The organism is Candidatus Pelagibacter bacterium nBUS_30 (assembly GCF_051201245.1).
Classification (GTDB): domain Bacteria; phylum Pseudomonadota; class Alphaproteobacteria; order Pelagibacterales; family Pelagibacteraceae; genus Pelagibacter.
Map to the genome: position 1 here is coordinate 878,578 of NZ_CP172842.1, position 24,578 is coordinate 903,155.

Sequence of the window (24,578 nt, forward strand, 5' to 3'; positions counted from 1 at the left end):
ATTGAACATTTATAATAGTATATCCTCACTTTTTATTAAAGAACTTAAATGAATTTATACGAACATACTATTATAGCTAGACAAGATACTTCACCTAGTGAAATTAAGCAATTAACAGAAAAGTATTCTAAAATTGTTGAAAAAAATGAAGGTGAAATTATAAAGACTGAAAACTGGGGACTACTTAACTTGTCTTATCTAATTAAAAAAAATAAAAAAGGTAGCTACATTCACTTTAAAATAAAAAGTAAAGGCAATGTCATTGATGAATTAGAGAAAAATGAAGCAATTGACAAAAAATTATTAAGATACTTAACTGTAAGAGTTAAAAAATTTGATCTAGAAGCTAACTACTTTGCTAAAAGTGAAGATGGCGATAAAAAAGAAAGCTACAGAAATTAATTATGCCTAAAAGACAAAGCGGAAATAAAAAAGGTAAGCAAAGCAACTTTGCAAAATTAAGTATCTTTCAACCAAATAAATATAAATTTAAAAAAACATGTCCATTATCAGCAAAAGGTGCACCTGCTGTTGATTATAAAAACGTAAGACTTCTAAAGAAATATATGTCTGAAAATGGAAAAATTTTACCGTCAAGAATTACTAATGTTTCTCAAAAGAAACAGAGAGAGTTATCTCTTTCAATTAAAAGAGCTAGAAACTTAGCATTAATATAAAAATGAAAGTTATTTTATTAGAAAACGTAAAGAGGGTTGGTTCTATCGGTGAAGTGATAGACGTTAAAAGAGGCTATGCTAGAAATTTTTTAATTGCTAACAAAAAAGCTTTATACGCTTCAAAAGAAAATATTACAGAAGTTGAAAAAATAAAAGCAGATTTGTCAAAAAAAGATAGCGAAAAGAAGAAAGAAGCTATCCAAATTTCAGAACAAATTAATGGCAAAGAATATGCGGTTAAAAAACTAAGCACTGAAAATAATGAATTATATGGCTCAGTTAAACCAACTGAAATAGCTAAATTGATACAAGATGAAAACAAAATTGATATTAAACCCTCAATGATACAACCAGTTGAAGAAATTAAATCTTTAGGAAAATTTAAGGTGAAAATATCTCTACACTCAGAAGTTGATGCTGAAATTACAATCAGTGTTACATCAGCTGATACAATCCAATAATTATACATTCTTTTCCCCAGCACTTATTAGTAATTTTATTTAAAAAATAATTCTGTAAATTATCCTTATGGAAAACAGTTTAAGTATAGTCAAAGACCAATTTAAAGAACTTCCAAACAACATTGAAGCAGAACAAGCAGTTATTGGATCTATTTTAGTTAGCAACGACATCTTTGATGAGATTAGTACAATAATTTCTAGTATTAACTTTCATGATCCTATGCACCAAAAGATTTTTGAGGCAGTTGAAAGTTTAATTTATAAAGGAATGCTTGCAAATCCAATTACACTTAAGAATTATTTTGAAGATGAAAAAGATGACTTAAATGTTCCAGAATATTTAATTAAAATTACAAAATTTTCTACTTCAGTCCGTCAGGCTGTTGAGTATTCTAAAATAATTTATGATATGTTTGTAAGACGTGAGTTAATCAAAATTTCAGAACAAACAATTGATAGTGCAAAACTAAATGAGCTAGATACAAATGGACAAACTATTATTGAAAACTCAGAAAGGTTACTATTTGATCTAGCTGAAAAAGGTTCTTTTAACTCTTCTCTTGTAAAATTTGATGAGGCAATGAAACAAACAATTGAGATGGCTTCAGCTGCTTATAAAAATGAAGAAGGTATTGTTGGGGTTCCTACCGGCCTTAGAGATTTGGATGACAAACTTGGTGGTCTCCACCAATCAGATTTAATTATCATTGCTGGACGTCCTTCAATGGGTAAAACATCTCTTGCTACAAATATTGCATTTAATGCTGCACAAAAATTACAAGATAGTGGTAAAAAATCTTCTATTGCTTTCTTTTCTTTAGAGATGTCATCTGAGCAACTATCTACTAGAATTATTTCAGAACAAGCTAGAATTAGCTCAAATGATATAAGACGTGGAAGAATTTCCGATGAACAATTTGATAAATTTTTAGAAACTTCAAAAAATATTGCTGAACTGCCGTTGTATATCGATGAAACTCCAGCAATCAGTATAGCAGCAATGAGTAATCGAGCTAGACGAATCAAAAGGTTATTTGGCCTTGATATGATTGTGGTTGACTACATTCAATTAATGAGAGGAACAACATTTAATAAAGATGGTAGAGTCCAGGAAATCTCACAAATTACACAAGGATTAAAAGCAATTGCTAAAGAACTTGGTGTTCCAGTTGTAGCTCTCTCACAATTATCAAGACAAGTTGAACAAAGAGATGATCATAAACCTCAACTAGCTGATTTAAGAGAATCTGGTTCTATTGAACAAGATGCAGATGTTGTAATGTTTGTTTACAGAGAGGGATATTATTTACAAAGAAAAGAGCCTAGGGAAGCAACTGTTGAGCATGCAGAATGGCAAGCAAAAATGAATGAGGTTGCACACTTAGCTCAAATTATTATTGGAAAGCAACGACACGGCCCAATAGGTAATGTAACGCTTGAATTTGAGGAAAGATTCACAAAATTTAAAGATACTCAAACTAATTAATATCAAATATAAAAGATCTGATGTTTGCTTCTTTGTATCAAAATATGGTTCTAAAGAACCCAAAGGCAGTATTTGGGATACTTATAATTGCTATCCTCAGTTTTGGTTATTATTCCAAAGATTTTAAATTAGATGCCTCGTCAGATACTCTATTAATCGAAGGTGATCCTGACTTAGCTTATTTAGAAGAAGTATCTGAAAGATATGGATCAAAAGATTTTTTAATTCTTACCTATACCCCCAATGAAGGAATGGTAACTGATAATTCAATTAATAATCTTTTAAGCTTAAAATATAAAATCCAAAGCTTAAGTTGGGTTCATAGTGTAATCACACTTTTAGATGTTCCTCTATTGGATAACTCTGATGCACCTCTGCAAGAACGTTTAGAAAGTTTTAAAACCTTAAAAGATGAAGATGTTGATAAAAATAGAGGTTTTAAAGAAATTTTAAATAGTCCAGTTTTTAGAAATTTTGTGATTAGTGAAGATGGCAAAACTAGCGGCATCATTGTTACTATCAAAGAAAATAATCAATTAGATAACATCCAAAATAAATCAAAAGAAGAAATTGAAACATATAAAGACAAATTAAAGAAAAAAAACCATGAAAATATTTTAGAAATTAGACAAGTTATTCAAAGTTATGGCGATGTTGGAAAAATATACTTAGGTGGTATTCCAATGATTGCTGATGATATGATGACTTTTATTAAAAGTGATATTGTTGTATTTGGGTTGGGAGTTCTTTTATTTATTATAGCAACTTTATGGTTTGTTTTTAGAAAATTAATATGGGTCATAGTTCCAATTAGTAGCTGCTTAATCTCTGTGGTCATTATGATGGGTTTGCTTGGTATCCTTGGTTGGAAAGTAACTGTAATATCCTCAAACTTTATTGCTCTAATGTTAATTTTAACAATGGCAATGAATATTCACATGAGTACTCGTTTTCTTCAATTAAAAAATGATTATCCAACTAAGAATAACTTTGAAATTATTTCATTAACAACTAACAAAATGTTTTGGCCTATAATATATACAGTCTTTACTACAATTTTTGCTTTTTTATCTTTAATCTTTAGTGGAATTAAACCTATTATTGATTTTGGGTGGATGATGACCTTTGGTTTAATCACTTCTTTTATTATAACTTTTACCTTACTGCCTACTCTCTTAAACTTTGCTCCGACAAAAAACATCTCAATCCAAAAAGAGCAAAACTCAAAATTTACTGCTTTTTTAGGACAGGTTTCTTTGAACAACAGACAAACAATTTTTGGGATAACCAGTGTGATTATCATTTTAAGTGTAATTGGCATCACTAAGCTTGAAGTTGAGAATAGTTTCATCAATTACTTTGATAAGAACACTGAAATCTATAAAGGTATGAAGTTGATAGATGAAGAGCTCGGTGGAACTACACCACTTGATATTATTTTAAAATTTCCAGAAATTAAAAAGGAAGAAGCTAGTACAGAAGATGATGAGTTTGATGATTGGGAGGATGCAGAAGGTGGAAATGAGGAAAAATATTGGTTTACAAAAGATAAAATTGATAGAATTTCATTAGTTCATAATTATTTAGATGGTCTGCCTCAAATAGGAAAAGTTTTATCCTTTTCATCTATAATAGATGTTGCAACTCAACTAAATAACAATAAACCACTTGGAACACTAGAAATGGGTGTTTTATACTCAAAAATTCCTGAGAGTATAAAAGTAGAAATCATAGATCCTTATCTTTCGATTGAAAATAATGAGGCCAGAATAAGTTTGAGAGTAATAGATTCTCAGGAAAATTTAAGAAGAAATGATTTAATTAAAAAGATAAATTTTGATTTACAAAATAAAATTGGACTAAATAAAGATGAGTTTAAGTTAGCTGGAGTTTTAATTCTATTCAATAATTTACTGCAAAGCTTATTTAAATCACAAATTTTAACTTTAGGCTTAGTGATGATTGGAATATTTTCAATGTTTATAGTTTTATTTAGAAATATTAAATTGTCTATAATTGGAGTGGTCCCTAATTTTATTGCAGCATTTTTTATATTAGGAATTATTGGTCTTCTTGGAATTCCATTAGATATGATGACAATTACTATTGCCGCTATAACAATTGGAATTGCAGTTGATAATAGTATTCACTATATTTATAGATTTAAAGAAGAATTTAATAAGTTTAAAGATTACAATAAAACTTTAAAAATATGCCACTCAACAGTTGGTATTGCAATATTGAATACTTCTGTTACCATTATTTTTGGCTTTTCTATTTTAATTTTATCAAAATTTATACCTACTATTTATTTTGGAATGTTTACAGGGCTAGCGATGTTGCTTGCAATGATATCGGTTTTAACTTTACTTCCATCTTTAATCTTAATTGTGAAGCCATTCGGTAAACAATCTTAATGTTTGATTTTTTAAAAGATTTTTACCAGCAAGCCTCTATTATAGATATCTTATATTTAATAATAACTATTTTATCACTTATTAAATGTTACAAAAAAGGCTTTGTGTTAAGTATTCTTTCTATGGCTAAATGGTTATTAGCGTACGTGATAACTTTAATTCTTTTTCCAAGAGCTAGGCCTTACTTTGAAGATATAATTGATAATGAATACATACTTGATATTGGTCTTGGAATTTCAATTTTTGTAGTTGTGATTTTTTTGATTTTATTTGTTAATAAAGGAATAAGTAAAGCAGTAAGCTATACAGGTATTGGCAGTCTTGATGCCACGTTTGGATTCTTTTTTGGATTTATTAGAGCTTATATTATTTCAGTCTGCATATTTTCAGGAATTCATATTGTCTACAATTATGATAAATGGCCATTAAATTTAGATCAATCATACATCTTTCCTTACCTCGAAAAAGGTAGTAATTATCTCATAAAAGAATTTCCTAATGAAAAAACATATCAAGATTCTAAAGAAAAAATTGAAGAACTTTGATCCTAAGTTAAAAGAAGAATGTGGTGTATTTGGTGTGAGCAATGCAAAAGATGCTTCTGCACTAACAGCTCTTGGGCTTCATGCTCTTCAGCACCGAGGTCAAGAAGGATGTGGAATTGTATCGTTTGATGGTCAGAAATACCACTCAGAAAAAAGATTTGGCTTAGTTGGAGATAACTTTAACAAAGAGAAAGTTCTCAAGAATCTTGAAGGAAACTATGCGATTGGTCATAACCGGTACAGTACAACTGGAGAAAATACACTAAGGAACATCCAACCTTTTTTTGCAGACACTAATGCAGGAGGTATTGGTGTTGCTCATAATGGTAATTTAACTAACTCTATATCTCTAAGAAATAAACTAGTTGAAGATGGTGCTATTTTTTACACAACATCAGATACTGAAACTATTGTTCAATTGATAGCAAAATCTAAAAGACCAAAGACAATTGATAAAGTTGTTGATGCTATATTTCAAATTCAAGGGGGTTATGCATTAGTCATGTTAACTCAAAATTCATTAATTGGAGTTAGAGATCCTTACGGAATAAGACCATTAGTTATCGGGAAATTAGGTAACAGCTACGTCTTAGCATCTGAGACTTGTGCATTAGATATTATTGGAGCAAAATTTTTAAGAGATGTTGAAAATGGAGAAATAGTATTAATTGAAAATGATGAGCTGACTAGCATTAAACCCTTTCCTCCTAAAAAAGTCAGACCGTGTGTTTTTGAATATATTTATTTTGCAAGACCTGACAGTATTCTTGATAGTAAAACTGCTTACGAACACAGAAAAAATATTGGTATTGAGCTTGCCAAAGAAAATGATGTTGAAGCAGATATAGTAGTTCCTGTTCCTGATAGTGGAAATGCTGCTGCCCTTGGTTTTGCTCAATATTTAAAGATGAACTATGAACATGGTTTAATTAGAAATCATTATGTTGGAAGAACTTTTATTGAACCTAGCCAAAAAATTAGAAGTTTAGGAGTTAAGCTAAAATTGAATGCAAATCAAACAACAATTAAAGATAAAAAAATTATTTTAATAGACGACTCGTTGGTTAGAGGAACCACCTCTCATAAAATTGTTAAGATGTTATATGATGCTGGCGCTAAAGAAGTTCATGTTAAAATAGCTTGTCCAGAAATAAGATACCCCGATTTTTATGGAGTTGATACCCCAACAAAAAAAGAGTTGCTAGCTGCTAATAAAACTAATGATGAAATTTGTGAATATATTGGTGCTAAATCATTGAAATTTTTATCTCTTGAAGGATTATACAAAGCAATTGGTTTTGAGAAAAGAAATGAAACCTATCCACAATTAACTGATCATTATTTTACGGGTGATTATCCAGTTAAGCCAATAGATGAATTAGGAGACAATAAAGTTACTCAATTATCTTTATTGAGCACGGCTTCAAACAATTAAATATAAAAAAACATAAATTTTATTAATAATTATCTTTAAATTTTTAATAAAGACATTACTTAAGATATTTATGATTAATTCTAAAAAACAAATAATAGAATATTTCAAATCTGGAATAAAAAAGACAAAAGATTTTAGAATTGGAATTGAGCACGAAAAATTTCTTTTTAACAATAAAGATAATAAGCGAGTTAATTATTCAAAAATAAAAGAAATGTTTGCTGCACTATTAGAATTTGGCTGGAACCCAATTTTAGAAAAAGAAAATATTGTTGGATTAAATAAGGGAGGAAAAAATATTACTCTTGAACCTGGTAATCAAATAGAATTATCAGGAGATAAATTAAACCATATTCATGAAGCTTGCGCAGAGTCTCAGGATTATTTATTTGAATTAAAACAAGTCACACAAAAATTAGACATTAATATTGTAAGTGCTGGATTTGACCCCATATCAAAATTAGATGAAATTCCAAATAATCCTAAACAACGATATGAACTAATGACAAAAGATATGCCTTTAGGTGGTGAGCTTAGTTTGGATATGATGTATCGAACTTGTGGCACTCAATTAAATATTGATTATAGTTCTGAAGAAGATTTCATCAAAAAGTTTAATATTGTAAATTCGATTGTTCCAATCTCTATTGCTTTATTTGCTAACTCATCAATAGTTGAAAAAAAGAAAAGCAATTATTTGTCTTACCGATCAAAAGTTTGGCAAAGCACTTCTAGAGGTGGATTACCAAAATTATTCTTTGAAAATTTAAATTTTGAAAAATATGCTGAGTTTGTTATTAATTTTCCAATTTTATTCATTCAAAATCAAGACACTTATATTTCTGGAAAAAAATATATTTTTAAGGATTTTATGGACGGTAAAATTGATGAAATTGGAAACCGACTACCGACTGAAAGTGATTTAACCACGCACTTAAGCACAATCTTTACTGAAAATAGATTGAAAAAATATATAGAACTTAGATCTATGGATACTTGTGGCTGGGACTGTCTATGTTCAGGACCTGCTTTTAACATTGGTATGCTTTACGGTAATCTAGATGAGGTTTATGAAGTAATTACAAATTGGGATAAGGATAAAATTATCAACGCATACCTTGAGGCTCCTCAAAAAGGATTTAACACACAGTTAATGGGCAAGGATCTTTTATATTGGGCGAGTACTTTGTTAAATTTATCAAATAAAGGTTTAGAAAATAGGGATATTTTAAACAAACATGGAAAAAATGAAACAGTATTTCTAAATCACTTACAAAAAGTAATTGCAAACAAAACAACTAACGCAGATCATATGATTAGTAAATTTTCTAAAAACGAAGATTTAAGTGAATTATATGATAAATAAAATTGTTGCTGTTCAAGGAAATCATCCCTCTAAACTAAACGCTATCTCAGATACTAGTGTTTTTCTTGCAAATGAAATCCAAAATAAAAACTACAAGATATTTTATTATGACCCAAAAGATTTATCAGTAATTAATTCAAAAGTAATGGCTTCAGGGTTTTTTATCAAATTTGATTATTCAAAGAATAAGTTTTTTAAAATACTTAAGAAGCAAAAATTAAACCTTACAAAATGTAAGTTTATCCTAATTCGTCAAGACCCTCCTTTTAATCTCGAATATATTTCAGCAACATACATGCTAGATACCATTAAAGATAAAGTTAAAATTATTAATAACCCTACTTCAATAAGGAATGTATCTGAAAAACTTTATTCAGTGAAATATCAAAAATATATGCCTAGTACTATTTTTACTCAAAACATTAATGAAATTAAAAATTTTTTTAAAAAACATAGAAAAGTAATTATAAAACCAATCCATAGTTATGGTGGGAACGATATTCATCTGTTGAATAAATTTAACTCAAAATTAATTAATCGATTTATTAAAAAACATGATCATATAATGTGTCAAAAATATTTACCTAAAATTAGTAAAGGAGATAAACGAGTTTTTTTAATTAATGGTAAGGTGTGTGATGCAATATCAAGAGTTCCAAAAAAAGGATCATTTCTAAGTAATATGAGCAAAGGTGCTAAACCAATTAATATTCAATTAACAAAAACAGAAAATAAAATATCAAAATTAATCGCTAAAGATTTAAAAAAAGAAAATATTTTTTTTGCAGGAATTGACTTTATTGATCAAAAACTAAATGGAGATATCAATGTTACTTCTCCAACAGGTTTAAAAACTTTATATGATTTGTCAGGTATCAATCATGCAAAAACTTTTTGGAAAGAATTAAAGGCATGAAATCATTTTCAGATCAACAAAAAGGGTCTTTATTAGCTTTTGTTGCGGTGATGTTTATCACGCCTGATAGTTTATTCATAAGATTATCCAATGTTGATACTTGGGGTTTAGTTTTTTATCGGGGAGCTATTCCTTTTTTTACAGTCTTGATTGGAATGTTAATTATATATAAATTAAATTTTTTTAAGATGCTTTTTACTAGTGGGCGTCATGGATTAATTTATATTATCACCTTCTCTATCACTAATATTACTTTTGTAGTTTCGATCCAAAATACTAATGTTGCAAATACATTGGTTATGATTGCAATGGCTCCTATGCTATCTGCAATTTTAGGAGCAATTTTTTTAAAGGAAATGCCTGATAGTAAAACTTGGATTGCAATTGGCATTACATTCATGGCTGCTGTTTACATATTTTATGATTCTTTACAATTAGGTAGTATTTATGGAGATATTCTAGGTTTTATTACAGCGCTAGGACTTGCTGTTGGAGCAGTAACGATCAGATCTGCCAAGAAAAAGAATTTAGTTCCAGCAGCTGTAGTTGGAAAATTGTTTGTTGCAATATTTGCGATGTTTTTTATCGAGTCTTATGTTTTGGCTGACCTAGACTTATTTATTGTGCCTTTAATGTGTGTAATGTGCGTAGCTATTCCTTTTGTATTAGTGACAATTGCTCCAAGGTTTATTCCAGCTGAAGAGGTAAACCTATTCTTTTTATTAGAAACTATTATTGGTCCTTTCTGGGTTTGGATGGTTATTAAAGAACAACCTAGTATTGAAACCATTCAGGGGGGTGCAGTGATTATATTAACAATAGCAATTCACTCATTTCTTAAGCTTAAAAAATCATAAATCTATAAATACATTTAACTTGATTTGGCCACAAATCAGAAATAGATGTCGAATCATATGGACAAAGTATTAAAAAATTCATGGGCACTATTTTTGGGTATGGGAGCACTTATGCTTGCCTATGGATTTCAAGGATCATTATTAGGAGTCAGAGCTGTTAAAGAGGAATTTAGTTTAACTGCAACTGGATTTATGATGTCTGGTTATTTTGTAGGCTATTTCATTGGAGCTAAAACTATACCTCTAATTATTTCACGTGTTGGACACATTAGAGTATTTGCTGCATTTGCATCGGTTGCATCTCTAGTTGTTTTGGTTCACGCAGTTTTTGTAAATCCTTTTGTGTGGTTTTTATTAAGAGTTCTAACAGGGATTAGTATGGTTTCTATTTATACTGTTGCTGAAAGTTGGTTAAACGATAGAGCAAGTAACAAGAATAGAGGAAGTGTTTTATCAATTTATATGGTCATCTTATATGGTGCAATGGGTTTTGGAATGTTTTTTCTTAACTTTAGCAATCCAATAAACTTTGAACCTTTCATTTTGATTTCAGTTATTACTTCAGCTGCTCTAATTCCAATTTTACTTACAAAAAGAAAACCTCCAACTTTTAAAAAAATTGAAACAATGTCTTTACAGGAAGCTTATATTTCATCTCCTTTTGGAATGGTTAGTTCATTTTTTTATGGAACTATCCAGTCTGCATTATTCACCTTACTTGCAGTGTACGCAACAACAATGAACTTTTCTATTTTTCAAATTTCTTTAGTTACTTTTATGCTTGCAGTATCTGGAGCTATATCACAGTGGCCTATTGGAAAATTATCTGACATGTTTGATAGAAGAAGAGTTATCATCATTGTAACTTTTGCTGCAGCTTTTTTTGCTTTTTGTGCAATTTTATCTTCAAGACAAATGTATTTACCGGGTGATTTAGCGACAAGTAAGTTTTGGTTTTATGTTTTTTTAGTTTTATTTTCTTTTTGTAGTTTACCAATGTTTTCATTAATTTTGGCTCATACCAATGACTTTATTCCAAAAGAAAAGTTTGTTGCTGCTGGTGCCAGTTTACAATTTACTTTTGGCATGGGTGCTATGGGTGGCCCTTTTTTATGCTCATTATTTATGGGTTATGTTGGCCCTAATGGTTTCTTTATCTTTTTATTATTCTTTCATATTTTAATTGGAATTTATGGAATTTACAGATCTAGAGTAAGGCCTGTTGTTGAAAACCCAGACTCTCAATTTGTTGCCATGCCTCAATCAATTACACCTGCAGGAATTGAACTTAACCCAACAACAGAACCTATTGAAGAACCTGTTAAGCTTGCAATAGAAACTGTTGTTGAAGAAAACAAACCTCTTTAGAAATTTAGTTTAGTAGTGGGGTGGTTTTTGATCATCTTTGATAGCATTTGATCCAATTTCATTTTCTAAATCGTTAATACTTTTTTTAAAATTAGAAATTTCTTTCTTCAATTCTGTAATCTCTTTTTGTTGAGAATAAAGCTCATCACTTATTTGTGATATTTCATGCTGAAGAAAAGCTACCTGTTCCTCAAGTTTTTTAACTGTATTTTCCATACAAAGATCAGCTTACAATATTTTTTAAGATTAATTGAGAGATAAATCAAATAATAAGTTAAAAAATGTAAATAAGGATAATCTCATGATTTAAATCAATTTATTTGTTTGTAAAATTAATAATCTAAAGTTTATAAAATTTTATGAACTTTAATGAATTATACAGTAATTATAAAATTTTCAAATTTGATAAAGTATTAAAAGCTTTAAAAGAAAAAGAAATTACAGCTCCAATTCATATTAGAATAAAGCCTATTAATATATGCAATCATGATTGCTGGTATTGTGCTTATCGAAATTCAAATCTTCAACTTGGAAATCAAATGAAAGAGGCAGATAGGATTCCATTTGAAAAATTAAATGAAATTGCTGATGATATAATTGAAATGAGAGTTAAAGCTGTAACATTTTCAGGTGGAGGCGAACCACTATTATACAAAAAATTACCTTTAATAATTGAAAAGTTAGCTAAAGGTGGAGTGAAAGTTGCCTCTTTAACTAATGGTTCAAATTTAAAAGGCAATATGGCTGAAGCATTTCGTAAATATGGAACTTGGATAAGGATTTCTATTGATGGATATGATAATGAAAGTTATGCAAACGCACGAGGAGTAAAGCACAATGCATTTTCTCATTTATTGAAAAATATTAGTGATTTTACCATTACTAATACAAAATGTATAATTGGATGTGTTATTATTGTTGATCACAATAATTGTAATCATATTTATGAATTATGTTTGAAGTTAAAAGATGTTGGGGTAAAAAACATAAAAATCTCTGGTGTTATTACTGGGAATACTCTCGAGAGTAATGATTATCATTTAAAAATAAAAAATATTGTAAAAAATCAATTAACTAAATGCAAAAATTTAATTGATAAAAAATTTACAATTATTGATCATTATCATGATATTAATGACAGGTTTTATAAATTGTATGAAACATGCCCATTCATACTTTATCGGCCTGTTATTGGGGCGGATAGCAATGTGTACACATGTCAAGACAAAGCTTATACTGCTGCTGGTATTCTAGGCAGCATAAAAAATGTATCCTTCAAAGAGTTCTGGTTTTCAGAGGAAACTAAAAAGAGGATATATAAACTCAGCCCAAAGCTTTCTTGTAAGCATCATTGCACATCCCATTTAAAAAATATATTAATTCATGAATATTTAGATCTTAATAAAGATCATTCATATTTTACATAACTTAAAAAGTTGTCTGATAGTTTAATTATGCAAATTTTACTATTTGGTTTGATTTTCTTTCGAGTCTGATTTTTTTTTAAAAATTCTGTTATAAATATTTTTTAAAATTCTGATTGGATAACCAAGATAAAAAACAATAGCACCACCGATTGCTAATATTGATTGAATTATAAAAGAACCAGTACCAGGATCTATATATGCATAAGCATCTGATGTGATACAAAGAATTATGATAATAAATAAAAAAAATTTATTTAGTAATTTATCTGACATAAGTTTTGTGATTTTTTCTTAATATAAAATAATTTTTAATATCATAGTTAGATTTAATTTTACTTTCAAAAAACATTTTTATCAATCCTTTTATGTTTGAGGAATTGTTCTCTTTATTATCTTCAATATAATTATCATCTCCAATTATCTTGGAAAAAAATACTGTAGGCAAAGCTTTTTTTTCACTTATGTCTTTATGCCAATGATCTGATAAAACAATTAATAATGAGTCTTGATTCATTTCTAAAAATTTATTTATTAATAAAAATGTATAATCAACTAAAAAAAGATTTTTTTCATAATCAGACAATGTTTCATTTTTTTCATCGAAATTAATAATATTTTTTTTTAAAGGAGGATGTGGAAATGGATAGTGAATATAGATGATATCACTATTATTCTTCAAAAAATTTAGTGAATTCTCTATCATAAATTTTGAAAAATTATTTTCTTTTGAGGGTTTGATTTTTGTATTAGAAAATTTATCAATTAATAAATCAATATTTATTAATCTATCTACATAAGTAATATTTAATAAAATTTTGATAGAATCTTTTAAGCTAATTTTCTGTTTCATAAAATAAAATTTATCATAACAAGTCTCTGCCTCAAAAATTTTACAGTAGGGATGATAGTAAGCAAAAATGCTATAAGAGATATTATATATATTAAATAACGAATTATCATGATTGAAGTGAACTATCTCATTTTCATAATTTTTTACAAATAATTTACCATTTTTAATAATTGTTTTCTGTGAAGAATTTCCTGTAAGTATTGCTGGTACTGAGTCTATTGTAAATTTAGCAGGACTATAAAATTTTTTATTTACATAAGAGGTATTATAAAACTTTTTGATGTTGTTAAATTTTTCAAAATTTTTATTAAAAATTGATTGATCAAATTCGTCAAAAAGGAGTATAAATACTTTTTTATTAGATTTAAAATTGTCAGCTGAATTTGCTTTAAAATTTTTGTAATCAGAAATTTCGTAACTTTGATTATCATTTAAAACATAAATAACATAAGTTCTATATAAAGAAAAAATATTTAATATTATAAGTAAAATAAAAATAAATTTATTTATTTTAAAAATTTTTTTTTCACAAAATTTCAGCGAATATAAGAATAGAATTATAAATGGAAAAAAATAAAATATTACATTAATTAAAAGATTTTTATTATCAAAAATCAATATAAAAATATGATAATAATTTATATCAGAAAATCTAATTAAGTAATGAAAAACTATGTATGATAACAATCCGACAAGTATAGATATAAATATTTTTTTTAAATGATAAAATTTTGAACTTATAAATAAAATTAATATCAATGGCGAAGCTACAATTATAGATAAAACAAAGCTTGATTTAATTATATCAAAAAAAAAATAGACTGGATAATTATACTGACTTAAACCAAAGTAAAAAAATGATAAATAAATACCAAAAAAAGATAAAATTAAATTAGAGCTAATTATTTTTTTATTTTTCATTTCTTGAAATGAATTAAGGTGCGATTATCTGTAATTTTGGTCTCTGAGACAATTCTATAATCTCTACTTATAGTTTTTTTCAAGTAATCTACATTATAATATTTCGTAAGATTTTCTTTATTTCTCAAAAGATTTTTAACCATGTCATCATCTTCTGAAACAAATTCTAAAAGAAAATTTTTAGAAAAATTTCCTAAATATTCAATAAACATCTCTACTGGAACATTTTTACCAATACAAATATGATGCATCAAAGCTAAACAAATTACACCATCAAATTTATCTTTGAATCTTTCAGTAAAACTTAATCTTTCTCTGCTATTCCATCCTATTCCTGAAGAGGGATTTGAAAAATTTTGATATATTGAATAAAAATTTAATTTTTTATTTTTAAATCTTAAATAGGCGCGATCCAAAGCATCTAGATCGTTATCAATTCCTACAACTTTTTTAACATTGTTATTAAAGCAAATCTTTGAATAATGACCATCATTACACCCTACATCTAATAAACAACTTATATTTTGAGATTTAACAAATTCAGCAACATATTTTTCTTTTTTAATAGTTTCTTGCTCTGAGTAAGAATTAATCTTAGAATATGTCGACCAGTATGATTTATTTTTTGACTTAAGTTTATTTATGGTTTTTTTTAAACCTATTGCTATTAATTTTTTTTTATTCTTACTTATTTTTTGTACCTTTAAATTATTTTTTTTTATATGCGTCGATGATGATATTTTTGAATTTAGTAATGAATGAAGATGAATATTAGCTATTATATTAAAATCAAAAAAGGTTGATAAAGGTAATATTTTTGAAGCAAGTTTTAAATCGATCCCGTCTAAATTTCCTTTAAAAATATCATTGAAATTAATATCTGCTTTAGACTTAATTAAAAGTGGTGCTAAATAATTTTCACAAAATTGCTTATGCCATAAAATCTCTGAATTATTTTTCAATTTGGCAAAAGATCCCATATCTATAAATATAGGATTATTATTTTTAAATTGAATATTATAAGCTGATGCATCAATAATATCGTAAGACTCTTCTAATGCATCTAAATATAAATCTAAAAATAAAATTGCTGAGTCTTTTAGTTGATTAAAAGTTAATTCATAAGGATAAATTAGATATTCTAATTTTTCATGCTCTAGCCAAACATGATTTTTTTCATTTGGAATAGAATTATTATCTAATTCCCTGGCATTTAATATTTTCGTTTTTATAATATTTGGTAAATTATTTTTATAGAAATCTGAATTCAAAAATTCACTAAAATCTATATTAAGAGATTTATCAACTTTTCTAAATATCTTATCTGTTGAATTATAAATTATAGCTTTATTATCTCTAAAAGATGATGAATTTTTAATCAACATACGATGTATTTTAGATTATGTTTATGATTAATTAAAGCAATCTTATTAAACTCTGTTTAATTTTTATTGATAACTTTAAAGATTTTATCTTCATTAATTTCATTGAAAAAACTCGGTCTATTTAAATTTATGAACAAAGAAAACGCAAGTAAACTCTGGAAAATCATACAGGAAGCTGGCGATTATTTACGGGATTAGAGGTTCAACCTATCCTACACTCACCTACACTATTCTACAGTACTTATGCGGATATTAAAAAGTTAGCTTGAAATAAATCGCTTAAAGACTCATCAATTTAATTAAAAAACTCGATGCTAAACTCGATTTAAAAGAGATAAATCAAATAGCCATTTTTAAAGCAAATAGACTCAAGGTTCAGGATTTAAACTTAAATAGCTTGATTATCTAAACTCTATTTAATTGTAAGAACAATTTTACCTTTGGTTCGACCTTCTGCTAGTTTTCCAAAAGCTTCTGAAGCCTGTTCCATTGGATACGTACTATCAATGATAGTCTTAATGGTACCCTGACTAATTAATGTTACAAGTTCTGTTAGCATTGCTCCATCAGGTGACATGAAAAACCATTCAAAGTTTACACCATATTTTTTAGCAAGGTTTTCAGTATCTTGACCCTTAATAGAAATCAGAGTACCTCCCTTTTTTAAAACCTTGAAAGACTTAGCAAGTACATCACCACCGATCATATCAAAGACTAAATCATAATCAGACAATTCATCTTCAAATGACTGGGTGCTATAATCAATTATTAGATCAGCTCCCAAACTTTTAACTAGTTCAGTATTTTTAGAACTTGTAGTCGTAGCAACTGTTGCCCCAAAATGTTTTGCAATTTGGATGGCAAGCGTTCCAACACCACCTGAACCAGCGTGAATCAACACTTTGTCACCTTGCTTAATATTACCTTTCGTAACTAATGCCTGCCATGCTGTCAAACCCGCTAGTGGGACAGATGCCGCGTCTATATGGCTTAGATTTTCTGGTTTAATAGCAAGTTCATTTTCTTGAATACGAGCGAATTCAGCAATAGAGCCAGCGTCTTCTTGATTGGGACGAGCAAACACTTCATCACCAACTTTGACATTAAGTACATCTTTACCAACCTCGACTACTTTGCCTGAAACATCGTAGCCCATAACGTGGGGAAAGCTAAGCTCTAGCATTTCTTTTAGATAACCTGCATGTAGAATATTATCGATCGGATTAATACTAGCAGCATGCACTTCTACTAGGACAGACTTATCTTGAAGTTTTGGCTTTTCAATATCAATAATTTCAATATTGGCAGTATAATCTTTATAAACGACAGCTTTCATTGTGTATCCTTTTTAATTAAATAATTTTTTAAAATATATCAAAACATAAAGAAAGCTATGTAGTATATATTTTATTAAATAACAACCACTCCATCACCTAGACACCTGATTAGAGGTTTGGTAGGGTTTTGAATTATGAAAAAACTTTTAGAGATCATGGTTCTCAGTTTTTTTAGTTACCCTCTTGAATAAGGGTAACTAAATTTTTTTGATTAACCTTTTTGATTAGCAATCATAGCCTTAATAGCTTTTCTTGCATTAGCATCATCCAATACTGGTTTAACGATAGGAAAAGTACATGCCCCAGACCAACCCATGATCCATCCTGTTAGCGATTCTTGATTATCTGTATCAACTATTATTAAGCCACTTCCATTAGCTGCATCGTGCCAACGACCAATTTGTTTTACATCAGCAGGGTATTCTCCAGCAATTTGCTCATCAGTCATATTTGCAAAAAAAGCTTGTGTCTCTGCTTGCTTGTCTCGATCTAATTGATATGTACACATGAAAATCATTTTATTATCCTTGGTTAAGTTATTATTTGTATTTATCTACTTTTAACCTAACAGCAAAAATAGTAGATGGCCACGCCTCAGTCTTATTGAATTTAGATATAGGATTTTATAGGATAACTCGATAATAACTCGATAATGAAGAGATAAATCAAGAATTGAGGTAATGTGAACAAAGAAAACGCAAGTAAACTGTGGAAAATGATACAGGAAGCTGGCGATTATTTGGTGGGGCAGCTACCAGACCATCCAAATCATCCCAAAGGAAGAAACCCCTACGCTCATGTAGCTATATGTGTCAAAGATCATTTCGATGCAAGCTACAAAGATATTCCAGATGAGAAATTTGATGAAGTTGTAAAGTATATTGAATTTTTAAAACAAAACCCTAGTTAGAGTTTTTTAAAATTTCTAACAATTGATCGACATCACTATCTTGAGTATTCCAAGCAGTTACTAGTCTTGTTGATTTTCCATCCAATTCGTCTTCATTCATTTTATAACCTTCTGAATTTAAATGTTCGATCATGTCTCTTGGAAACTTTGCAAAAACTTCATTAGCTTCTGTTGGGTATGAAAGTTTAATATCTGAATGATTAGACAATCCTTCACTTAATTTTTTTCCCATTTTATTTGCATGTTTTGCATTTCTTAACCAGACATCATCTGAAATATAGGCATCTAATTGAGCTGAAACAAAACGCATTTTTGATAATAAGTGCCCTGCTCTTTTCATTAAAAATGCAATATTACCAACTATGTCTTTCTTAAAGAAGACTATTGCTTCTGCTGCAAGACAACCATTTTTAGTTGCTCCAAATGACAATACATCAATACCTGCTTTCCAAGTCATCTCAGCAGGTGTTACATCAAGGGAAACTAAAGCATTGGCAAATCTTGCTCCATCCATATGCATATTTAGATTATGTTTATGAGCAACGTCTGAAATTTTTTTAATTTCATCTATTTGATATACCTCTCCAGTTTCACAAACTTGGGTAATGCTTACAGATGAAGGTTGAGTGTGATGTACTATTCCTTTACCTCCAATAGATTGGTCCAATTCATCAGCTATAATTTTTCCATCAACACCTTGTAAAGCAACTAATTTTCCTCCCCCTGTATAAAATTCAGGAGCACCACATTCATCTGTATTTATATGAGATAATTTGTGACAATAAATATTACCAAATGATGGTGTCATTGTAGATAGAGCTAATGCATTGGCAGCGGTTCCTGAAGCAGTTGGAAAAACTATTACCTCTTTTTCAAATATTTCTGAAAATTTGTCCTGTAATTCAGTTGATATTTGATCGTTTCCATAAGGGGTACTGTCACCGTCATTTGCTTTTAAAATTGCATCTAATACTTCTGGACAAGCACCAGCAACATTATCTGATGCGAACTTTACTCGCTCCCTTTTTGTTTTAATTTTAGCCATATTATTGTTTTGGGAAATAATCCTTTAGAGTACCTTCTCGATAAACATCTGCTGTGCAACAATGCAATCCTCCACCAAAAGCATAGGCATCCCTAAGCTCAACTGGTATAACTTCCATTCCAAGTTTATCTAATTGCTCTTGTTGATATACCTCACTTTTTTCAACACAAACTGTTTTAGGGTCTAGCACTAATACATTCATCGATAACCATGTTGAAGAATAACACAAAGGTGGAGGTTCATTATGTGCTGGTTGTGCACTATCAACAATTTCCCATCCATTATCTTCAAATAATTTTCTTTGCTCTTTAGGTAATCTTCTTTGAGGATTATTTATAATTAAACCTTCTTTAATTGGCGTAAAAGTAGCATCTATATGAATTGGATAAGGGTCCCCTGGAAAATTAACCGCATGAACTCTATGATCTTTGTAATGTCTTTTTAACCAATTAATTCCTTTTAAATTAGTTGTAAAACCATGTTGCACAACTAAATCTTTTCCAAATCTTAAAACGTCAGCTGCATCGAATAAAGGTTCCTCTTCTGTGGTTACAAAAAATTTATCTTCCGTCCATTCTAATCTTTTTTGAATACCAATTTTATCTGACAAATAATCTTTTCGATAATCTTTATCTGTTAACCTTGGTTTTGGAGCTGACTCATGTCTCATATTAGGATCTTGATTATAATACTCTTGAAGCAAAGGACGGTAACAAAGGTACTCAAACCATCTACAACGATAACTCATTGTTGCTTCTAAAATTTCATTACCAACAGTAAGCAAAACATCTCTCGGTGGCATACAACCAAACATTGTTTCTGCTTCCCAATCAGGTGTAGAAGTTTTTTTATTAAAATCAATTGGAGTTGGTCTGTCTACTTTAACTCCTTTCTTAATTAGCATATTTGAAAAATCATCTAAGAGTTGATTTGCTTTATCCACTGTATCTTTAGTTCTTGGGCCAAATTGACCTCTCATGTCACTATCTTCAGGAACTTTAGCATCAAGTGCTGGCTCTGGAGCTGGTATACAAGTTCCATCAGCTCTTCCTACGATCACATGTTTTAATGGATCCCACTCATTCCAACTATTAACAATAGTTTTGTTATCACTCATAATTTTTAATTTTTTATAATATTATGTTCAGGCCCGAAAGGAAATTTTGTGATGTTTTCTGCGCCATCTTTACCGATTACCAATATATCATGTTCTCTATACCCACCTGCTCCTGGATTTCCTTCAGGTATCATTATCATCGGTTCCATTGAGATAACCATGTTTTCTTCAAGGACAGTGTCAATATCTTCTCTAAGTTCTAATCCTGCTTCTCTTCCATAAAAATGAGAAAGAACCCCAAAAGAATGTCCATATCCAAAAGTTCGGTAATGCAGATATCCTAGTTCTGCAAACAGTTCATTTAGCTCGTGACAAATATCAGAACATTTTACACCAGGTTTAATAAGCTCTAAACCTCTTTTGTGAACTTTAACATTTGCTTCCCAAGCTTTTAATGATGCATCATCTGCATGTTCTAAAAATAATGTTCTCTCGAGAGCCGTATAGTATCCTGAAATCATTGGAAAAGTATTAAGTGATAAAATATCTCCATTAATTAGTTTTTTATTTGTCTTTGGATTGTGTGCACCATCAGTATTAATACCTGACTGAAACCAAACCCAAGTATCCATATATTCCGCATCTGGATATGATTTTACAATTTCACGTTCCATTTGATCACGACCTGCAATTGCTATCTCAATTTCTGTATTACCCTCTTTGATATTTTTAACAATTTCTTCTCCACCTAAATCAGCAATTCTTGCTCCATTTTTAATAATTTCAATCTCTTCATTGGATTTAATCATTCTTAGTTGCATCAAATCCTTTGAAATGTTGCTGAAAACAGAAAATGTAAAAATAGACCCTATTTTTTCTCTCATATCTAGAGTGACATGATCGTTTTCTAAACCAATATTTTTTGGAGGATCATCTCTTCCAATAATAGAAACTATAGCTCTTAAAAAATTATCTCTTTTCCAATCTGTATAAATCACATTATCGCAGTGTGATCTTCTCCAAGGTTGGCTAGCATCAATGTTTGCTGAGATTGTTGAAATTTTATTTTTTGTTACTATGCAGCCATAAGGTCTACCAAAAGAACAATAAATGAATCCTGTATAATATGCAATGTTATGCATAGATGTTAAAATAACCATATCAAGATTATTTTTATCCATTATAGTTCTTAGATTGTTAACTCTTCTATCGTATTCAGCATTTGAAAAAGGAAGTTTAACCTTCTCTCCGTTTTTTAAAGTAAAAAAATCTGGTCTTTCCATAAAATTAATTTAATCCGATATATCTTTTGTTCCATCTCATTACCAAACTATAATACGTAAGAGATATAAAAAGAAAGAAACCACCAATAATAGTGTTGGTTGCTGGTATTTCATTAATACCAAATATAGGTAGCCATACCCAAAATATTCCACCTATTACTTCAGTTAAAGATAATAAAGTTAATTCAGCCGCAGGTATAGCTTTAGATCCAATTGAATATAAAATTAATCCTAGACAAACAAGAGTGCCATGAAGAGAAAAAAGTGAACTATTATAACTTGTTGCAAAAAAAACATAGTCGTTACTTAAAATTACTATTGAAGCAAATATAAAACAAAAGAAACCAGCAAATGCAGTCGTTGTAAATTTTGGTGTTTCTTTTCGCCATCTTAATGTTACAGAAAAAACTGCAAACCCTATAGAAGATGTCATTCCAAAGACAAATCCAATTAAAGAAGATTCTGAGGTATTACCAACAGCCATGATCCCGATACCAATTGTTGCGATGATGATTGAAATCCAGACGTTTAAAGAGATTTTTTCTTTTAAAAATAAAAAAGCAAGCAAAGCAGTAAAAAAAGGCATTGCTGCTAAACAAAGTAAAGTTACTGCTGCACTAGTGTTTGTAATTGAAAACATAAATGAAATCATTGCTATTCCAAGCCCTGAACCTCCAATTAAACCTGAGACACCCATTCTAAAATAATTTTTATAAAATTTTTTGCCTTCTTCAAAAAATAAGTACAAATTTAATAAAATAAAAATTGTCAGTCCTCTTCCAAAAATATATTGCCAAGGAATCAAATGTGGATCATCCATATATCTAACAACCAACGGTCCAAAAGACCATATTAGACCAGCAAACAAAACAACAGGGACAGCAGTTTTAGGATTTCTAAGCTCAAACATATTCAGATATTTAATTCTAAATAGATTTAACTACAACAAAAATGACTATGCTTATGCTAAGGCTGAATTAGAGTGGTTGGGGAAAAAACAATCAACAATTTCCCCTTTTTTAAATCTAGTCTTACCTGCTGGCAATAATGCCCAAATATTTGATTTTACAAATGATTTAATTCTAAAAGACTCTTGTCCTTTAAGAATTTTAACTTCTATTTTTCCATTTTTAGTTGTGTTTAATTTACTTTTTGCAAATCTAGTAAAATTCTTCTTCTTCAGGAAATCATTTTTTAATATAGCTTTGAGAGGCTTTTCGTTTTTTAAACCTAATATGTTTTCTATATAAGGATATACAAAAAATCTAAAACAAGCAGCAGAAGACATTGGATTTCCAGGTAATCCAAAAATTGCTTTTTGTTTACCTTTAATCTTAGCAAACAAAATAGGTTTGCCAGGTCTAATTGCTACATTTTTAAAGAAATGATCTAATTTAAAAGACCTTATAACGCTGGGAATAAAATCAAATTTTCCAGCAGAAACTGCACCAGAAGTAATAATGATATCCGTTTTAGAGTTAAGTGTTTTGGTAATTTTTGATTTAAAAATTTTGTAATGACTATCTTTTAAAATTCCACCATCAATAAAATTAAACAAAAAGTTTTCATTTAAGTTTTTGATGTAATGGCTATTAGAATTCCTGACTTTCCAATCAGGAATATCGTCTTTATTTGATATTTCATTTCCAGTAGAGAAAAATAGTATATTTATCTTTTTTTTGACTTTAATATTTTTAATACCCAATGTTTTAAAAGCTAAAATATGATTAGCTTGAATGATTGTATTTTTTTTTACAACTAATTCATTTTTTTTGTAATCAGAGCCTGCAAATCTTACATGATTATATTTTTTAACTTTTTGATTAATCAAAATATATTTTTTACTTGAGTTAAAAACAATTTGTTCAATTGGAATTATAGTGTCAAAGCCTTTTGGAATTATACCACCAGTCATTATCTCTATAGTTTCAAATTTATTAATTTTTTTTTTAAAAGGTTTTGCCCCTGCAGCAATAGATCCTATAATTTCAAAATTTACAGGTGAATTTTTTTTTATTTTTTTTGTATCATTAGAATTTATTGCATAACCATCAAAAGCCGCATTATCTCCTGAAGGATAATTGATATTAGAATAAACATTTGTTGATAAAATTCTATTTAAAGAGTTCGTACTCTTAATATCTTCATCTTTAATTTTGATAATTGCTTTTTTTAAAATTTTTTTTGAGGTTTGATAACTAATCATTTTTTAAAATTTCTTCAGCTGTTGCTAATTCTTCTTTGGTATTAATATTAAAGAATGGGTCTTTATTTTTAAAATGTATATCAATTGATTTAACTCCTATATTATTAGCCCAAATTTCAACCTTTCTCTCTCCTTTTTCTAAATCTTCTTCTAATTTTTCCAATAAATCAATAGACCAAAGTCCAAATATATTATGTCGAGTGTTATTTGATTTGATAAAGAAAAGTTTACTCTCACTAAAATTTATGGTCTGCAAAAACTCTTTTAATATATGTGTTTTAAAAAAAGGGGTATCGGCAGGAAAGGTAGATATCCATTGATAGTTTTTATTATTCTTTTTAACCCATTTCATGGCTGTCAAAACCCCTCCAAGCGGTCCTAAGTTTTTCTTAAAATCATTAATTAGTGAGATTTTTTTTGATTTTTTAAAATCAATTGAGTTATTTGTGATTATTAATACTTCCTCAAATTCATCAATTATTTCTGATAAAATATAATCAATTAACAATTTATCTCCTAGTTTAACTTGGCATTTATCTTCTCCAAACCTTTGGGACTTTCCACCTGCTAGTACTACTCCTAAAATATTGTTATGATCCATTTATCAAAATATAAAACATTAAAACTTG

Annotated in this window: 25 protein-coding genes; 13 read left to right on the top strand and 12 right to left on the bottom strand. The window is 28.8% G+C overall.

Going from position 1 to position 24,578, the window contains the following annotated elements; genetic code table 11:
* Nucleotides 1-48: 48 nt before the first annotated feature.
* The 11 genes from rpsF (at nucleotide 49) to ACIJYE_RS04865 (ending at nucleotide 11,528) form a co-directional block, all read left to right on the top strand.
* On the top strand, nucleotides 49-402 hold the full coding sequence (gene rpsF / locus ACIJYE_RS04815) for a 30S ribosomal protein S6 (protein WP_435089652.1): 354 nt from the start codon (nucleotides 49-51) through the stop codon (nucleotides 400-402).
* Nucleotides 403-404: 2 nt separating this feature from the next.
* Complete coding sequence (gene rpsR / locus ACIJYE_RS04820) at nucleotides 405-677, top strand: 30S ribosomal protein S18 (protein WP_435085215.1); 273 nt, start codon at nucleotides 405-407, stop codon at nucleotides 675-677.
* 2 nt (nucleotides 678-679) lie between these two features.
* The gene (rplI, locus tag ACIJYE_RS04825; RefSeq protein ID WP_435089653.1) at nucleotides 680-1,138 is read left to right on the top strand and encodes a 50S ribosomal protein L9; all 459 of its coding nucleotides are present in this window, start codon (nucleotides 680-682) and stop codon (nucleotides 1,136-1,138) included.
* Between the two features lie 67 nt (nucleotides 1,139-1,205).
* The gene (locus tag ACIJYE_RS04830; RefSeq protein WP_435089654.1) at nucleotides 1,206-2,624 is read left to right on the top strand and encodes a replicative DNA helicase; all 1,419 of its coding nucleotides are present in this window, start codon (nucleotides 1,206-1,208) and stop codon (nucleotides 2,622-2,624) included.
* Between the two features lie 20 nt (nucleotides 2,625-2,644).
* Nucleotides 2,645-5,041 (top strand): efflux RND transporter permease subunit, encoded by a 2,397-nt coding sequence (locus tag ACIJYE_RS04835; RefSeq protein WP_435089656.1) that lies wholly within the window; start codon nucleotides 2,645-2,647, stop codon nucleotides 5,039-5,041.
* Entirely contained in the window at nucleotides 5,041-5,586 is a 546-nt protein-coding gene (locus ACIJYE_RS04840; protein WP_435089658.1) for a CvpA family protein, read from the top strand. The genes ACIJYE_RS04835 and ACIJYE_RS04840 overlap by 1 nt, the downstream gene beginning before the upstream one ends.
* On the top strand, nucleotides 5,540-7,021 hold the full coding sequence (gene purF, locus ACIJYE_RS04845) for an amidophosphoribosyltransferase (protein ID WP_435089660.1): 1,482 nt from the start codon (nucleotides 5,540-5,542) through the stop codon (nucleotides 7,019-7,021). Before ACIJYE_RS04840 ends, purF begins: the two co-directional genes overlap by 47 nt.
* Before the next feature lie 70 nt (nucleotides 7,022-7,091).
* Complete coding sequence (locus ACIJYE_RS04850) at nucleotides 7,092-8,387, top strand: glutamate--cysteine ligase (protein WP_435089661.1); 1,296 nt, start codon at nucleotides 7,092-7,094, stop codon at nucleotides 8,385-8,387.
* Nucleotides 8,377-9,303 carry a glutathione synthase gene (gshB, locus tag ACIJYE_RS04855; RefSeq protein ID WP_435089662.1) on the top strand — a complete coding sequence of 309 codons (927 nt, stop codon included), beginning with the start codon at nucleotides 8,377-8,379 and terminating at the stop codon, nucleotides 9,301-9,303. The genes ACIJYE_RS04850 and gshB overlap by 11 nt, the downstream gene beginning before the upstream one ends.
* Nucleotides 9,300-10,160, top strand: coding sequence for a DMT family transporter (locus tag ACIJYE_RS04860; RefSeq protein WP_435089663.1), 861 nt, complete (start codon nucleotides 9,300-9,302; stop codon nucleotides 10,158-10,160). Before gshB ends, ACIJYE_RS04860 begins: the two co-directional genes overlap by 4 nt.
* A gap of 57 nt (nucleotides 10,161-10,217) precedes the next feature.
* Complete coding sequence (locus ACIJYE_RS04865; protein WP_435089664.1) at nucleotides 10,218-11,528, top strand: MFS transporter; 1,311 nt, start codon at nucleotides 10,218-10,220, stop codon at nucleotides 11,526-11,528.
* A gap of 9 nt (nucleotides 11,529-11,537) precedes the next feature.
* Here the strand turns inward: ACIJYE_RS04865 and ACIJYE_RS04870 are convergent, their stop codons facing one another.
* Nucleotides 11,538-11,744 carry a SlyX family protein gene (locus ACIJYE_RS04870; RefSeq protein ID WP_435089665.1) on the bottom strand — a complete coding sequence of 69 codons (207 nt, stop codon included), beginning with the start codon at nucleotides 11,742-11,744 and terminating at the stop codon, nucleotides 11,538-11,540.
* Nucleotides 11,745-11,887: 143 nt separating this feature from the next.
* On the opposite strand from ACIJYE_RS04870, the gene ACIJYE_RS04875 reads away from it, so the two are divergent.
* On the top strand, nucleotides 11,888-12,955 hold the full coding sequence (locus ACIJYE_RS04875) for a radical SAM protein (RefSeq protein ID WP_435089666.1): 1,068 nt from the start codon (nucleotides 11,888-11,890) through the stop codon (nucleotides 12,953-12,955).
* A gap of 39 nt (nucleotides 12,956-12,994) precedes the next feature.
* Here the strand turns inward: ACIJYE_RS04875 and ACIJYE_RS04880 are convergent, their stop codons facing one another.
* From ACIJYE_RS04880 to ACIJYE_RS04900, 5 genes are all read right to left on the bottom strand, one after another.
* A complete protein-coding gene (locus tag ACIJYE_RS04880) occupies nucleotides 12,995-13,228 on the bottom strand; it encodes a hypothetical protein (protein ID WP_435089668.1) in 234 nt (77 codons plus the stop codon).
* Nucleotides 13,218-14,726: a hypothetical protein gene (locus ACIJYE_RS04885; protein ID WP_435089669.1), complete on the bottom strand. Its 1,509-nt coding sequence runs from the start codon at nucleotides 14,724-14,726 to the stop codon at nucleotides 13,218-13,220. The genes ACIJYE_RS04880 and ACIJYE_RS04885 overlap by 11 nt, the downstream gene beginning before the upstream one ends.
* A complete protein-coding gene (locus ACIJYE_RS04890; RefSeq protein ID WP_435089671.1) occupies nucleotides 14,723-16,111 on the bottom strand; it encodes a class I SAM-dependent methyltransferase in 1,389 nt (462 codons plus the stop codon). The genes ACIJYE_RS04885 and ACIJYE_RS04890 overlap by 4 nt, the downstream gene beginning before the upstream one ends.
* Before the next feature lie 412 nt (nucleotides 16,112-16,523).
* Nucleotides 16,524-17,447, bottom strand: coding sequence for an NADP-dependent oxidoreductase (locus ACIJYE_RS04895; RefSeq protein WP_435087673.1), 924 nt, complete (start codon nucleotides 17,445-17,447; stop codon nucleotides 16,524-16,526).
* A 212-nt stretch (nucleotides 17,448-17,659) separates the two neighbouring features.
* Nucleotides 17,660-17,956 carry a DUF3303 domain-containing protein gene (locus ACIJYE_RS04900; protein ID WP_435089673.1) on the bottom strand — a complete coding sequence of 99 codons (297 nt, stop codon included), beginning with the start codon at nucleotides 17,954-17,956 and terminating at the stop codon, nucleotides 17,660-17,662.
* A gap of 174 nt (nucleotides 17,957-18,130) precedes the next feature.
* Between ACIJYE_RS04900 and ACIJYE_RS04905 the strand changes: the two genes are divergently transcribed.
* On the top strand, nucleotides 18,131-18,358 hold the full coding sequence (locus tag ACIJYE_RS04905; protein ID WP_435089674.1) for a hypothetical protein: 228 nt from the start codon (nucleotides 18,131-18,133) through the stop codon (nucleotides 18,356-18,358).
* Here the strand turns inward: ACIJYE_RS04905 and ACIJYE_RS04910 are convergent.
* The 6 genes from ACIJYE_RS04910 to mobA are packed head-to-tail and all read right to left on the bottom strand — an operon-like array spanning nucleotide 18,351 to nucleotide 24,550.
* Nucleotides 18,351-19,403, bottom strand: a complete 1,053-nt coding sequence (locus tag ACIJYE_RS04910) for a threonine aldolase family protein (protein ID WP_435089676.1) — start codon at nucleotides 19,401-19,403, stop codon at nucleotides 18,351-18,353. The two genes, ACIJYE_RS04905 and ACIJYE_RS04910, sit on opposite strands and share 8 nt — an antisense overlap.
* 1 nt (nucleotide 19,404) lies before the next feature.
* Nucleotides 19,405-20,520 (bottom strand): serine/threonine protein kinase, encoded by a 1,116-nt coding sequence (locus ACIJYE_RS04915; protein ID WP_435089678.1) that lies wholly within the window; start codon nucleotides 20,518-20,520, stop codon nucleotides 19,405-19,407.
* A 5-nt stretch (nucleotides 20,521-20,525) separates the two neighbouring features.
* The gene (locus ACIJYE_RS04920) at nucleotides 20,526-21,743 is read right to left on the bottom strand and encodes an aminopeptidase P family protein (RefSeq protein WP_435089680.1); all 1,218 of its coding nucleotides are present in this window, start codon (nucleotides 21,741-21,743) and stop codon (nucleotides 20,526-20,528) included.
* 4 nt (nucleotides 21,744-21,747) lie between these two features.
* Nucleotides 21,748-22,653, bottom strand: a complete 906-nt coding sequence (locus ACIJYE_RS04925) for a DMT family transporter (RefSeq protein ID WP_435089681.1) — start codon at nucleotides 22,651-22,653, stop codon at nucleotides 21,748-21,750.
* 51 nt (nucleotides 22,654-22,704) lie between these two features.
* Nucleotides 22,705-23,949 (bottom strand): molybdopterin molybdotransferase MoeA, encoded by a 1,245-nt coding sequence (locus ACIJYE_RS04930; RefSeq protein WP_435089682.1) that lies wholly within the window; start codon nucleotides 23,947-23,949, stop codon nucleotides 22,705-22,707.
* Entirely contained in the window at nucleotides 23,942-24,550 is a 609-nt protein-coding gene (mobA, locus tag ACIJYE_RS04935) for a molybdenum cofactor guanylyltransferase (protein ID WP_435089683.1), read from the bottom strand. The genes ACIJYE_RS04930 and mobA overlap by 8 nt, the downstream gene beginning before the upstream one ends.
* Between the last annotated feature and the right edge of the window lie 28 nt (nucleotides 24,551-24,578).